The sequence below is a fragment of the Prevotella sp. HUN102 genome (assembly GCF_000688375.1).
GTDB lineage: Bacteria > Bacteroidota > Bacteroidia > Bacteroidales > Bacteroidaceae > Prevotella.
Window position 1 is genome coordinate 1,346,063 of the sequence record NZ_JIAF01000004.1, and the last position, 14,108, is coordinate 1,360,170.

The following is a 14,108-nucleotide window of genomic DNA, read 5'->3' on the forward strand; positions in this document are numbered from 1 at the left end:
AGATTGCATTGCATTTGTGCGAAGAATGAAACGCAATCTTCGTAAGAATGGAAAGTAGTGTTTTATTGGTTGATTATCAGATACTTATGATTCTTGTTGTGCTTGGCGCATTGCATAGCTCTGAATTGAACTCCGATGGACAACCACAATAGGCACAAATTCTCGTTTATCAGTATTTTATAAATTTAATTCGTCCAACGGAGCAAATATTATTTTATTTTATTAACTTTGCATTCATAATTACAGGGCAATGGCTCTTTACACTAAATGATTTAATATTATAATGGGATTTTTTTCAAAGATATTCAATCAGAATCAGGAACCTCAGGAAAAGACGGGGGGAATGAATGATTATATGACTCTTGTCAGAGTTTATTTTCAGGCGGCACTCGCTGCCAAGTTGGGCATTACCAATCTGGCAATGCTTCCGGACCTGCGTACTTACAAGCAGGCTTTCCGAGTTCCAACAATGAATAATAAGTTGGGAGTGGGTGAGAAGACGAGTGTCAGGAAGACGATGAAGAACCTTTATGGCACGGAAGACTTGTTTTTCGACGAAATTGATGCGAGTATTAAGAAGAATTGCAAGAAATTACAGGACGTGCAGACTTATCTTTATCAGTTCCAAGGCTTCTCACAGGACTTGATGATGCTCATTGGTAACCTGATGAAATTCAAGCTCCGTATGCCCGGTTTCTTCAAGAAACTGATCTATACGATGACCGAAAAGACGGTTAATGACATTTATGACAAGAATGATTTTTCTGATCCGGGCGTAATTAAAGCCGTAATGTCCGTGAGACAGTTGAATCAGCGTCTGGGATTCTCTCGCAAGTGGACTACTGACTTCGTTTACCAGATAGTAATGCTGGCAAAGAAAGAGCCGAGGTTGGTTAATCAGGACGACGGTAATAAATAACAAGTCAGACGTTGGCTGCAAACTGCATAGCTTAAAATAATTGAATAATAATTTTGTTGAATTAAAAGTTTAATGTAAATTTGTAGCCAAAATGTTGTAAGTATATGAATGCGAATGAGAAAGCACTAAACACGTTTGCAACTCGTGTCCGTCAAATGATTCTCCATTATCAGGAAATGAAAAAGGAGAACGACGAGTTGTATTCTTTAGTGGATCAGCGTGATGAAGAAATAAAGCGTCTTCAAGCGCAGCTTAAACAGTCGCAGAGTGACTACAACTCATTGAAGATGGCCAAAATGCTCGAAATTTCTGATGGCGATATGGAATCGGCACAGAAGAGATTGGCTAAGCTCATCCGAGATGTAAACAAGTGCATTACCTTGCTAAGTGAGAAATAACCTGAAAGAAGATGGCAGAAGATAAACTACATATAAGACTTCACGTCTACGACACGGAGTTGTCGGTGAACATTCCCCGCGAAGAGGAGGAATACTATCGCTCTGCTTCTAAACTGATTAATGAGACTGTAAACACTTATTCAACCCTCTTTAAGGGCAAGAAGACGGATAAGGATATATTATATATGTCAATGCTTGATATAGCACTTCGTTATAAGAAAGAGGGTGCCCGCAACGATACAGCTCCGTTTAGCGATATTCTTGGGAAACTCACTTTAGAGATAGAGGATGCTCTAAAGAAATAGTAAATAGTCAAGAATAATAATAAATTTATATTAGATGAATATTGGATTAGCAATAGCTATTGCCGTAGCAGCCCTTATAGTAGGATGTGTCGGTGGATACTTTTTGTTTCGTTATATCATAAATGGTAAATACAGCGAGGCAATGGAAAAGGCTGAGAAAGAAGCTGAAGTTTTGAAAGAAAAGAAACTCTTGGAAGTTAAGGAAAAGTTCCTCAACAAGAAGAACGAATTGGAGAAAGAGGTTCAGCAGCGTAATCAGAAGATTCAGCAAAGTGAGAACCGTCTGAAGCAGCGTGAGCTTTCCTTGAATCAGCGTCAGGACGAAATAGGCCGTCGTAAACAGGAAATTGAGCAGCAGCAGCAGCGAATAGAAAACGACAAGAAACTTCTTCAGGTTAAGCAGCAGGAGCTTGACAAGATGCAGGATCAGGAACGTGCAAAGCTGGAAGAACTTTCAGGGCTTAGTGCTGAAGAGGCGAAGAGCCGTCTCGTAGAAAGTCTTAAGGATCAGGCAAGGCTCGATGCGGCTTCATATATCAATGAAATCGTAGACGAGGCTAAGTTGAACGCAAATCAGCAGGCAAAGAAGATTGTCGTTCAGACCATTCAGCGCGTCGCTACCGAAACTGCAATCGAGAACTCTGTAAGCGTTTTCCATATTGACAGCGACGAGGTTAAGGGTAGAATTATCGGCCGTGAAGGACGTAATATCCGTGCCTTGGAGGCTGCAACTGGTGTTGAAATCGTTGTTGATGACACTCCGGAAGCTATCGTTATCTCTGCATTCGACCCTGTGCGCCGTGAAATCTGCCGTTTGGCTTTGCATCAGTTGGTTGCAGACGGACGTATTCATCCGGCAAGAATCGAAGAAGTCGTTGCCAAAGTAAAGAAGCAGCTCGACAGCGAAATCATTGAAACAGGTAAGCGCACCGCCATTGACCTTGGCATTCACGGCTTGCATCCTGAGTTGATTCGTATTGTCGGCAAGATGAAATACCGTTCTTCATACGGTCAGAACCTGTTGCAGCACGCTCGTGAAACCGCTAATCTCTGTGCAGTGATGGCGAGCGAATTGGGCTTGAACCCCAAGAAGGCAAAGCGAGCAGGGCTTTTGCACGATATTGGTAAGGTGCCAGATGAGGAGACCGAACTTCCACACGCATTGTATGGTGGCAAGATTGCGGAGAAATTCAAGGAAAAGCCTGAAATCTGCAATGCGATTGCAGCCCACCACGATGAAATAGAAATGACCAGTCTGTTAGCTCCAATCGTTCAGGTCTGCGATGCTATCTCTGGTGCGCGCCCCGGTGCGCGTCGCGAAATCGTAGAGGCCTACATCAAGCGTCTGAATGATTTGGAGGCAATTGCAATGAGCTATCCGGGCGTAACCAAGACTTATGCAATTCAGGCAGGTCGCGAATTGCGTGTAATCGTTGGCGCAGACCGTATGGACGATGCAGAGAGCGAAAAGCTGAGTACCGAAATCGCAGAGAAGATTCAGAATGAAATGACTTACCCCGGACAGGTAAAAATCACTGTGATTCGCGAAACCCGAAGCGTATCTTACGCAAAGTAAATTCTATATATTTGAGATAGGTGAAGAGGCAATCTGATTGATTGCTTCTTTTTTTGCCTCAAAGCTATGCAGTAAGGTTCGATGAATAAAATTTATAAAGGCCCGATAAGAAATAATTTTATATATATTGTTTTTTCATCAGACTGCAATTAGAAATTATGCGATGAGTAAAAATACGCCTTTGTAAGTTATTGGAAATCAGTAGATAAGTGATGGTTTTCCATTCTTGCGAAAAATGCATTCCATTCTTCGCAAAAATGCAAGGCAAACGTGCGAAGATTGTTTGCCATTCTTCGGTCACTTAAAAACTGTGTATGAATCAGTCTGGAACCAATGAGCAGATTTACCCGAGTTCGTGAACCGTAAACTCTTTAACCTCTAACTTTGTTTCTCGGGGGCTTGGATTTCTTCCAGACTTGCATTATTTATCACTGTTTTGCAAGTAAAGGTATGATATTGTTGTGAGATTATTAGAATCTTTGTATATTTGCAAACAAAAAAGAGTGCAGCTTCCTGATTGTGGTCTCGTCAGCACATTAGTTTTGTGTTATAAGTCTTGAAGAAATGAACTTATTATAACCACTACTGCTGTAACGGGCGTCTCAATCATCCCTGCACTCTGTTATGATGCAAAGATACAACAGCCTTTTGAAACCTGCAATACTTAAAATTTAGTATTCTCAAATACCTAAAAATAGCTATTGTGCGAATAGAAGAAATTTTGTTAATTTGCAAGATTAATAATAAACTACGGGCAAGATGAAAAATCAGAAAATGTACGAAGCTGATGACAAGATGATTAATCTCATCAGCGATAACTATGATTTGCTCCAGTCTCTTGGAAGTTTCGGAATCAGTTTAGGTTTCGGCGACAAGACCGTTCGTGAGGTTTGCGAAGGGCAAAACGTAGATACATATACTTTTCTCGCAATTGTTAATTTCACTATAAATGGCTATAAGGAGTTCGACGATGCCGACAGACTGTCGATTTCAACCTTAGTGAAATATCTTAGAGCGAGCCATACTTTCTATTTGGATTTCCAGTTGCCTTTCATACGCAAGAAACTGTTGGACTCTTTGGATGAGAATGATAATCTTGCACGCTTGATTCTCAAGCTCTATGATGAGTATGCACACGATATACGCAATCACATGAAGTATGAAGAGAATACGGTGTTCCCTTACGTGGATGCTCTTCTGGCAGGGCAGAGCAGCGATAATTACGATATTGAGACATTCTCGAAGCATCATACGCAAACCGATGTGAAGTTGCGCGAACTGAAGAACATCATCATCAAGTATCTGCCTTCAGATGCACGGCACAACAGTCAGCTGACAGCTACTTTATATGATATTTACAACTGCGAGGCTTGGCTCGATCAGCACGCAAATGTGGAGGATGAGATTCTGATTCCGGTGATTCGGCACCTTGAAATGAAGAGCAAGCAGAACGATGTGAGCGTGAAAATATCCAGTATGCTCAATCAGAATGCAGAAACAGTAGAGACCTTGAGCGACAGAGAGAAAGACGTTATAATATGCGTGGTGCAGGGAATGACGAACAAGGAAATTGCAAATCATCTTTGCATTTCAACGAATACGGTTATCACGCACAGAAGAAATATTGCGCGCAAGTTGCAGATACACTCACCGGCAGGCCTGACTATCTATGCAATAGTGAACAATTTGGTTGATATAAGCAGCGTTAGCTTGTAATACTGCTGTTAAAAATATGGAATAATGAATATGATGCACGGCGAAATGCCTCCACACGGAGAGAATCCTCACGGAATGCCACACGGTCAGATGCCGAAAATGACGTCCGGTCGTCCGAAAATAGCTATTGTTGATGCAAATACATTGGCTGTTTTGGGATTGAAGAATATATTGCAGAATGTTATGCCGATTATGACAGTCGATACTTTTGCATCATTTGAGGAATTTTCAGGGGTTTCGCCTGATACATATTTCCATTATTTTGTTTCCCAGCCCATTGTTCTGGAGAACAGAAGTTTCTTCAGCGGCAGGATTCAGAAAACCATTGTGCTGACTATTTCCAAGGATCCTAATGCGCAGTTGTCGGGATTTCACAGTTTCTGTATCAATGTATCGGAAGACGAATTGGTAAGAGATATTCTGAAAATAGCACAATTTGGGCATGCGGGAGGCAAGAACTTGCCTGATATGCCGCAGATACTGAAAAAGAAAATACTCAGCGATCGTGAGATAGAAGTGCTTTCGCTGATTGTTCAGGGCTTTATCAATAAAGAGATTGCAACCAAACTTTCCATTAGTCTTACCACGGTAATTACACACAGAAAGAACATAATGGAGAAGTTGGGAATGAAGAGTGTGTCGGCTCTTACCATCTATGCCGTGATGCACGGATATGTGGATATCAACAAGATATAAGTTTTTGGAAAGGCGTTTTTCTTAATCGGATTTTACAAAAGAGGAGCAAGAAGGTGGGCAAACCATCCTCTTAGCTTCTGCCAAGGAGTTCTCCAGTTGTCCCAACTTTCTTCTGTCAGTTTGAAACAGTCTTTCAACTGACTCGTAAACAGCGTATCCAGTTCCTTTGTTGTTTCCTTATCTATGATTACGGCATTCAGTTCGCGGTCCCATCTTAGGCTTCTCGCATTGAGATTTGCCGAACCAACAGTACAGAATTTCCCATCCACCAATATGATTTTTGTATGATGGAAGCCCGGTTTGAACATCCAGATGTTGCAGCCTGCCTTCATCAGTTGGTGCGCATTGTAGAAACCACAGTCGGGCGTAAGAGGAATGTCGCTCTTTATGCTAAGCATAATGTCCACCTTCACACCACGCTTTACGGCATTCCGAAGAGCTTGCTTCAGTTTACGGTTAAGCGTGAAATAGGGATTGATGATTTTGATGCTGTCCTTCGCATCGTTAATGGCGTTTATGTAGAAATAACGGATGATTTCGTTTGAAATCTGTGGCTCTCGATTGATGATGCCCACCATTTGCTTGCCCGAACTCGTGCAAGTGTCAGGTTTCAAACCTTTTATATAATCGGCATTCGATATACCCCTGTAATACTGTGGTCCTTCAATCCTCTCTCCTGCAACCTTCCACCACATATTGATGAAGATTTTTTGCAAGGTATTTACTTCGTCTCCTTCTATTCGGCAGTGCATATCGTGCCACGAACCAACGGCTTCCGTGCCTTTGATATAATAGTCGGCCACGTTCATTCCTCCCGTATAGCCCACCTTTCCGTCTATAATGACAATCTTACGATGGTCTCTGTTGAATATATCGTGTATCCACGGAAATTCCAATGGCTTGAATTCATAGATTTGAATGCCCTTTTCCCTGATAGCGCGAAGATGCTTTTTCTTCATCGGTTGGTTGTTGCTGGCGTTTCCGAAGCCATCAAATATGGCTCGTACCTCCACGCCTTCCTTTGCTTTGGCAGCCAAGTGCTTGATAAATTCGTCGTTGATGGAGTCGTTTCTGAAGTTGAAATACTCCAGATGGATGCTCGAACGCGCCTGATCTATGGCTTTGAATAGGTCGTCGAATTTCTCTTGTCCGCTTGTAAGCAATGTTACGGAGTTATTTGAAGAGAATTTTACTCCCTTCTTGCGTAGCTGTTGCACGATTAATGAGTCGGAGCCAACTTCTATATCCGTACATCCAACAGTCAATGAGTCCGGAACGCTTGCGTAAGCCGACGCTGTTATCCCTAATAAAATGAATGCTAAGAAACTCTTTATCTTATTATTGAATATCACTTTCCCCTTATTTTTATACTTTATCAGGTCGGACCATTAGAACATACAACTGTAATGATCGACCACTCCAAGAAGTTTCTTGTTTTCATCACAAACAAGTACCGTATGCACCTTGTTGTCCTGCATTATTTTCTGAATGTCGGCAATCTTTGTTGAAGGGAGCACCATCTTAGGATTTCGGGTCATAATATCGCTGACGGTATGGTCGAAAAACTCTGCCTGCCACTTCTCCATCGCCCTACGGATGTCTCCATCAGTAATCAATCCTATTACTTGGTCGTTTTCTATCGAGACGCCAAGCCCCAGTTTGCCTTTACTCACGAGAATAATAGCCTGTCCCAAGTGCATTTCCTTCGGCACGATAGGCAATTCTTCCGAGCGCATAACGTCTTGAGCAGTAGTCAGGAGTCGTTTGCCCAGTTCGCCACCGGGGTGGAACTGTGCGAAGTCGCGTGGTTTAAAGTTCCTCACTTGCATTAAGGCTATGGCCAGTGCATCGCCCATAACGAGGGCGGCAGTCGTGGAACTGGTTGGAGCAAGATTGAGAGGACACGCCTCTTTCTCGACCCATACCTTGATATGAGCCGTAGAATATTTAGCCAACAATGATTTTGGGTTTGCGCTCATTCCAATAATGGGAATATCCATGTGGAGAACCATCGGGATGAAACGCAGCAATTCATCGGTCTGACCTGAATTTGACAATGCAAGCACCACATCGTCCTTAGTCATTACACCCAAATCGCCGTGATAAACGTCCAGAGGATTCACAAAAAAAGCCGGTGTTCCGGTAGATGAAAGCGTTGCCGCTATCTTAGCACCAATGTTTCCGCTTTTGCCAACACCGGTTACAATGATTTTTCCTTTGCAGTGGAACATCAAATCGATAGCCTTGTCAAAGTTTTCATCCAATTGATCAATCAAGGCCAATGTAGACTTCGTTTCTTCAGTAATACACTGAATGGCGTAGTCGCGGACACATTTCAGTCGTTCTTCGCAGTTCATAGAAGTTTTCCTATTAAGTCATCAAGGTTAGAGAGTTCCATCATATTGGCAGCATCGCTCTTGCCTTCGTCTGGGGTAGGGTGTACTTCAAAGAAATATCCATTGGCACCGAAGGCCTTGGCAGCCAATGCCATTGATGGAACGAACTTTCTGTCGCCAACTGTCTTTCCGTCGCCTGCGCTTGGCCGTTGCACGCTGTGGGTGCAGTCCATTATCACATTGGGAACAATTTCCATCATATCAGGAATGTTCCGGAAATCAACAACGAGATTATTGTAGCCGAAACTGTTGCCGCGTTCTGTCAGCCAAACTTCCTTGGCACCACTTTCCATACATTTTTCAACAGGATATTTCATATCTCTGCCGCTCAGAAACTGTGCTTTCTTAATGTTTACTATCTTTTCGGTTTGTGCAGCTGCCACCAGAAGGTCGGTCTGTCGGCAAAGAAATGCCGGAATCTGAATAACATCTATCACTTCTCCAACAGGGCCGGCTTGGTTGCTTTCGTGAATATCGGTAAGTATTCTTAATCCATACTTCTGCTTTATGGAATCTAACATTGCCAATCCTTTATCCAACCCCGGACCACGGAATGAGCGCAGACTGGTTCTGTTTGCCTTGTCGAAACTGGCTTTGAAGATGATGTCAATACCATATTTCCTGTTAAGACGAACGAGTTCTTCAGCCACAGTATCCAATAGCTCTTGGCTTTCAATAACGCAAGGACCTGCTATGAAAATATTGTTGTTGTTCATAAAAATCTAATTAGCTGCAAGTTTTGTTGGCTTATTTCTGCAAACCGACTTGTCTTTATCTATTGCAAAGTTATATATAATAAGGAGAATACACAAGATATTAACATCCGTTTACATACTGTTGGAATTTTAATGTTAAAATGTTTGCTGGTTATTATGAAATAGTCTTACATTTGCACTTGACTTTGAGAGGTTTATGCAATCTCTCTTGGATAACGAAAAGAATAGTGTTCAAACAACATAGTTATAAACTAAATTTTAAGACAATGAAAAAGATTTTAATGACTTTTGCAGTTGCTCTCATTGCAGTAGCTGCTAACGCACAGGTTTATGTTGGTGGTAGTTTAGGTATTGCCTCATCTAAGATCAATGGTGGAGATAACGTAACTACTTACAAGGTTCTCCCGGAAATCGGTTACGGTATTAACAAGAACTGGGCTATCGGTACAACCATCGGTTTCGGTAAGGGTACTCCTGTTGAAATCGAAGGCGAGAGCCGTAACTACTTTGCAATAGCTCCTTATGCTCGCTACACATTCGTTCACAGCAAGTATGTAAACGTGTTTGTTGATGGTGGTTTCGAGTATGCTCACTACAACGGCAAGACAAACCGCGGCATATCTACAAATGCTTGGTCAGTAGGTTTGAAGCCGGGTGTGGCAGTTAATCTCAATAGCAAGGTTAGTTTCGTTGCACACGTTGGTTTCGCTGGTTGGAAATCAGTTAAGGATGATTACAAGGGTGCCAAGAGCAGCGACGCTTGGGGCGTAGATGTTGATGGTAATAACATTACATTCGGTGTTTACTACAACTTCTAAGCAATAGCTTTTAGAATACAAATCCACCAACAGCATCTGATTTAAGGATGGCGTTGGTGGATTTTTTGTTGTCCTTTTGTTAAAATCCATTACTCAAAAAAGCTCCGTGAAAAATCTTGAAATAGAAAAATGAAAGGTATTTTTCAAGGTTCAATATTGGGAATATGTGAGTCAATTTTGAGAAATTCTGACGAAGGATGAATGAGTGTGCGAAGATTGCAAAACGTTTTTCGCATAACTGCATTGCATTCTTCGCACGAATACAAAACGTTTTTCGGATGATTACAAGATTATATCGCAAAAATGGAGCGCAAAATTGATAGAAATATCGGTTATATTGGTTTGTTTGCGAATGAAATTGAGTATATATCTATGCACAAAAGATAATGGAATGAAAATAAAGAGTTGATTTTTAATCAATTATATTTGCACAGACATAACTCCCGTATTTGAAAAAATAAAATAAGTGGCGCAGAAAATGCACCACTTTTTTAGCACTTTTGTAAAGAAAATTATTTAAACTCAGGTTGTTCAAACTCATAGTTAGCGAGCTGCAAATTAATGAAGCCTCCTCATCAATTTGCTAACTTGTCGCCTTATCCCTTTATTCACAATGCTGAAGTCAGTATAATATTTTATATTTCCATCAGCGATTTGTCCTCATTGCCGTCATTGATGTGCTTAATAGTAATCTCACGCTGTGGGAATGGTATTTCAATGCCGTTGTCGTTGAGCGTCTGATAGATACATTCCATAATGGCACCATCGTCGCCATATTGTGTCAATACATTGATCCATACAAGGATTTTGAGCGTGATGCAGCTTTCGTCGAATCCCTTCAGGAATACTTTTACAGGCTTTTCCTTATAGATGAAGTCGAGTTTGGATATGGCATCCACCAGCATTTTCTTCACTTCGGCTACGTTAGACCCATAGGCAATTCCAACTTCGAGTACATCAAGTTCGTAGCCGTGGTTCTTGTGAAGAGCTGAGAGTTTTGAAAAACAATCACGGAACTGTCGGTCTCTTCCTGAATCGTAGACGTTATTTTGCTGTTACTGCCAAAAATTTGCAGAATTGTAAATTAATGTAATTATGTTATCAGCCATACGAAATTTTTGAGTAACTTTGTCCTTGGAAGTCATAACAGTTTTGCTTGTATGACAACACTATAAAGTTGCAATAAATCTTACTGATTTTAAGATTTTCAAGTGTTTAATGGAATTATGGTGCCTAAATATTTGTATTAGAACTATGGAATTATGGCTCCTTATTTTAATTATAAATTAATAATTTATGGTGCTGAAAAATATGATTTTGTAAGATTATCGACACGGAAATATATAGAGTGTTTTAGAGGTTGTTTGACTATTTTAGTCAAGAAACGATGAGGCTCAAGCCAAATATTTGTTGATAATTTAAAATCTATATTAAAGCCCATTAGGGAATTCAATAAATATCAAGTAAAATGAAAATAGATGGAATAGAGGTTTGCACTCCTATAAGATTATTGGTTGAACTGTTGGAAAAAAATAATTTTACTATTATAAAAGAGGCTGTTAGTGATTATCATTTTCACACAATATCCATAATTATGAAAGGTACTTTTAAAAAAGAATTGGATGATATACACATAAATAATATTATCAGAGTAAATACAAATACATTTGCTTGTAAATGTAATTGGTCTACTGTCAAACTCGAATATGAATGATCATTTTATCTTTAAAATTAAATCTCCCTCCCGAAGTCTTATACAATCTCCCTTCACAGTCGTTTCTGCCCAAAGTGATATATCTTCGGTATCGCAATCATCCATAAGCCTGATTTCAGAACTGTTAGTAATCGTTTCATCAATGCGATAATACTTGGCATTTAGTATTTCTGGATGCTTACTCATAAATAGAATTTCTTGCTTAATTCTTTCCAGTTCTCGTCGTTTTGCAACCAGCTTATGATTCTTTGGAGAATCTCTTAGATCTAACTTTATGTCAAGTATAAGTTTTTCGATATATGATAAGATGACATCTCTCATTGTTTAACTATAATAATAGATGATTTTTTCCCTTTTCCAGTAAGAATGTTAAGTATGAGGTAATCTGCGCTGTGCAAACACATTCTCAAGGAAACATAATTACAATACACTATGTGTGTTATATTTCCGTCAATACCTTGTCTTCATTTCCGTCATTTATGTGCTTAATAGTAATCTCACGCTGTGGGAATGGTATTTCAATGCCGTTGTCGTTGAGCGTCTGATAGATACATTCCATAATGGCACCGTCGTCGCCATATTGTGTCAATACATTGATCCAGACAAGGATTTTGAGCGTGATGCAGCTTTCGTCGAATCCCTTCAGGAATACTTTTACAGGCTTTTCCTTATAGATGAAGTCGAGTTTGGATATGGCATCCACCAGCATTTTCTTCACTTCGGCTACATTAGACCCATAGGCAATTCCAACTTCGAGTACATCAAGTTCGTAGCCGTGGTTTTTCGTGAGGTTTTTGTAATTCTTTGTGAAGAGCTGGGAGTTCTGAAAAGCAATCACGGAGCCATCTGTCGCCTCCAGAATGGTGGAGGTGTAATTGATGGAGCTGACTTTGCCTCGCACATCGTCGCAAATGATATAGTCTCCTATCTTTATTCTCCCGGCCATCAGCGAAATACCGTAATAGATGTTCTCGAGAATGTCTTTCATTGCAAACCCGATACCGGTACTGAGACCGCCGGAAACAACTACGAGCCAAGTGTTGTTTACCTTGAAAAGACTCAACGCCGTAAGCAGCCAAGTACCCCATACAACTACTTGTATTACGTTGATAATCATCACACTTTTAGATATTGCCGTGCTTTGGTCTTTCGATTCCAGATAAAGTTTGACGGCTCCCTTCATAGTATGGTTGATATAATTGAATACATACCAAAGAATGATGGTCAGTGCAATGGTATAGATGCTTATCTTGAAGTTTGGTGTGTCGATGAAATCGGTGCGCACTATCTGCCAAGTAAGGTCGCTCAGGTTGAAAACATCGGCTGCCCAGTAGACAGCGAGGATGAAGGAAATGACAAATGCAACAGGAATGATAACAAAATATACGAATCTGAAAAACCAAGATTTCGATACCGGTTTATGTGTCATACCGTGTTTCTCCTTATAGGCAGTAAGATAGTTGTACACGCAGGTAATGGTAAGGATACAGGTAAGCTGCATCATCCACCAGATAATAATTTGGACGGATAGGAAAATATAGCCTATCCACGAGCATACGAGTGAGAATACGAATACAGCCTGTGTGAAATAAGCAAGATAGAGGTCGCTCTTAGGTACGTCATTCCTGTACTTGAAAATCATTTTCAACTGCCAAATGCTGCCTATCAGCAGTACGATAGGGAAGATGAGATTGACAATGCTGCCCGGAATCAGTACGATACGGAAGGTTATGACAATGAAACCTACCATAATGAGTGTGTAATAGAGTCGGTAGGTATTGCGTATCTGTGCGCCATCGACACGGAGCAGGAGCGATGTGAAGATTACCGTCAGCAGCCAAGTAAATTCCAACAATAAGCCACACGCCATATTCACGAAGTTGGACAGGGAAAGGAATCTGATGATAATCAGGATAACGCCGAAAGTTGCTATTGAAGCGGCAATGGTAATACAGGTCCGTCGGGCTTTGAAGCCTTCGCTTCGCTGTGCGAATCGCTCTGTATTGAATAGTTTCGTAACGAGATATCGGATGCTCAGATAATTTATCGCCACGGCGATGAGCCCATAAATGAGAATCATCGAGAAGAGCGTGATGAGCCACATTACGTCCCATTGCGACTTTACAACCTTCTTCGGGAGATATTTCTCGTTTATCGTGCTGCCCACTTGCTGTCCCTTGAGTTGGAAATTCTGCAAGAACTTGAAGTAATTGTCGCCACGAATTGCGAAGATGCTCGACTGAAATTCCTGATATCTTTTCTTTGCGTAGGCGTCGAGGGCTTCTATCTGTTTCTGACTGTAATGATAATATTGTGTATATTCCTGATAGGAATCATTGTTTTCCTTCAACATCCTTCGTATGCTTACCGCCAAGGTGAGGCAGACGTTACGGTCGATTTTCGTTTTTTCCGAAGCATTGAGCAGAAACATCGTGCTGAGAACATTAATCAGCGAATCGTAACGGGCTATTTCCAGATTGCTTTCATTGATCATATCGTGGAATGGGCGCGTCTTTGTCTGGAAGTCATTCCACAAATTGGTGGCTTCCTGACACGCGTATGTTACATCGAAAATGTTATCACTGTTTTGTGAGTACAGCATCAGCGATACTTGGGCAGACTTCTCGCCAATCTCTTTCAGTTGTGTCATCACACTCTTGCTTATGGACTTCGATTGGTTTAGACGTTCCGTCTGGTCATAATGCTTCGTTATGAGTTCGTGGCGCAGTACAGAGAGCGAGTTCTGTAACGAATCCTCCTGAAGTACGGCCTTTGAAGGCAGAAATACTAATGACAAAAGAAAGAAGATGATATATAATCGTCTGTTCATATACGGGCTGTTGAAAAATATTTT

Annotated in this window: 12 protein-coding genes and 1 pseudogene; 7 read left to right on the plus strand and 6 right to left on the minus strand. The window is 41.0% G+C overall.

Annotation, left to right across the window (positions count from 1 at the left end; all coding sequences use genetic code 11):
* Positions 1–283: 283 nt before the first annotated feature.
* The 6 genes from P150_RS0110850 to P150_RS0110875 all read left to right on the plus strand — a co-directional run bounded on the left by P150_RS0110850 (position 284) and on the right by P150_RS0110875 (position 5,610).
* Entirely contained in the window at positions 284–919 is a 636-nt protein-coding gene (locus P150_RS0110850) for a hypothetical protein (RefSeq protein ID WP_028897697.1), read from the plus strand.
* 104 nt (positions 920–1,023) lie between these two features.
* Entirely contained in the window at positions 1,024–1,317 is a 294-nt protein-coding gene (locus P150_RS0110855) for a hypothetical protein (protein ID WP_028897698.1), read from the plus strand.
* Between the two features lie 11 nt (positions 1,318–1,328).
* Entirely contained in the window at positions 1,329–1,622 is a 294-nt protein-coding gene (locus P150_RS0110860; RefSeq protein WP_028897699.1) for a cell division protein ZapA, read from the plus strand.
* A gap of 34 nt (positions 1,623–1,656) precedes the next feature.
* Positions 1,657–3,198 carry a ribonuclease Y gene (gene rny, locus P150_RS0110865; protein ID WP_028897700.1) on the plus strand — a complete coding sequence of 514 codons (1,542 nt, stop codon included), beginning with the start codon at positions 1,657–1,659 and terminating at the stop codon, positions 3,196–3,198.
* 759 nt (positions 3,199–3,957) lie between these two features.
* Complete coding sequence (locus P150_RS0110870; protein WP_028897701.1) at positions 3,958–4,914, plus strand: helix-turn-helix transcriptional regulator; 957 nt, start codon at positions 3,958–3,960, stop codon at positions 4,912–4,914.
* Between the two features lie 75 nt (positions 4,915–4,989).
* Positions 4,990–5,610 (plus strand): response regulator transcription factor, encoded by a 621-nt coding sequence (locus tag P150_RS0110875; protein WP_028897702.1) that lies wholly within the window; start codon positions 4,990–4,992, stop codon positions 5,608–5,610.
* Positions 5,611–5,642: 32 nt separating this feature from the next.
* Here P150_RS0110875 and cls read toward each other — a convergent pair whose 3' ends face one another.
* The 3 genes from cls to kdsA all read right to left on the minus strand — a co-directional run bounded on the left by cls (position 5,643) and on the right by kdsA (position 8,722).
* Entirely contained in the window at positions 5,643–6,875 is a 1,233-nt protein-coding gene (gene cls, locus P150_RS0110880) for a cardiolipin synthase (RefSeq protein ID WP_231477630.1), read from the minus strand.
* A gap of 123 nt (positions 6,876–6,998) precedes the next feature.
* Positions 6,999–7,967, minus strand: a complete 969-nt coding sequence (locus P150_RS0110885) for an SIS domain-containing protein (protein WP_036932194.1) — start codon at positions 7,965–7,967, stop codon at positions 6,999–7,001.
* The gene (kdsA, locus tag P150_RS0110890) at positions 7,964–8,722 is read right to left on the minus strand and encodes a 3-deoxy-8-phosphooctulonate synthase (protein ID WP_028897705.1); all 759 of its coding nucleotides are present in this window, start codon (positions 8,720–8,722) and stop codon (positions 7,964–7,966) included. The genes P150_RS0110885 and kdsA overlap by 4 nt, the downstream gene beginning before the upstream one ends.
* A 266-nt stretch (positions 8,723–8,988) precedes the next feature.
* Between kdsA and P150_RS0110895 the strand changes: the two genes are divergently transcribed.
* Positions 8,989–9,540, plus strand: coding sequence for an outer membrane beta-barrel protein (locus tag P150_RS0110895; protein WP_028897706.1), 552 nt, complete (start codon positions 8,989–8,991; stop codon positions 9,538–9,540).
* Between the two features lie 635 nt (positions 9,541–10,175).
* Here the strand turns inward: P150_RS0110895 and P150_RS17150 are convergent.
* The 3 genes and pseudogenes from P150_RS17150 to P150_RS0110915 form a co-directional block, all read right to left on the minus strand.
* Positions 10,176–10,600 (minus strand): annotated as a pseudogene (locus P150_RS17150) (mechanosensitive ion channel family protein); the annotation flags it as partial.
* A gap of 654 nt (positions 10,601–11,254) precedes the next feature.
* On the minus strand, positions 11,255–11,575 hold the full coding sequence (locus P150_RS0110910; protein WP_028897709.1) for a hypothetical protein: 321 nt from the start codon (positions 11,573–11,575) through the stop codon (positions 11,255–11,257).
* Between the two features lie 118 nt (positions 11,576–11,693).
* Positions 11,694–14,084: a mechanosensitive ion channel family protein gene (locus tag P150_RS0110915; protein WP_028897710.1), complete on the minus strand. Its 2,391-nt coding sequence runs from the start codon at positions 14,082–14,084 to the stop codon at positions 11,694–11,696.
* Positions 14,085–14,108: the final 24 nt, after the last annotated feature.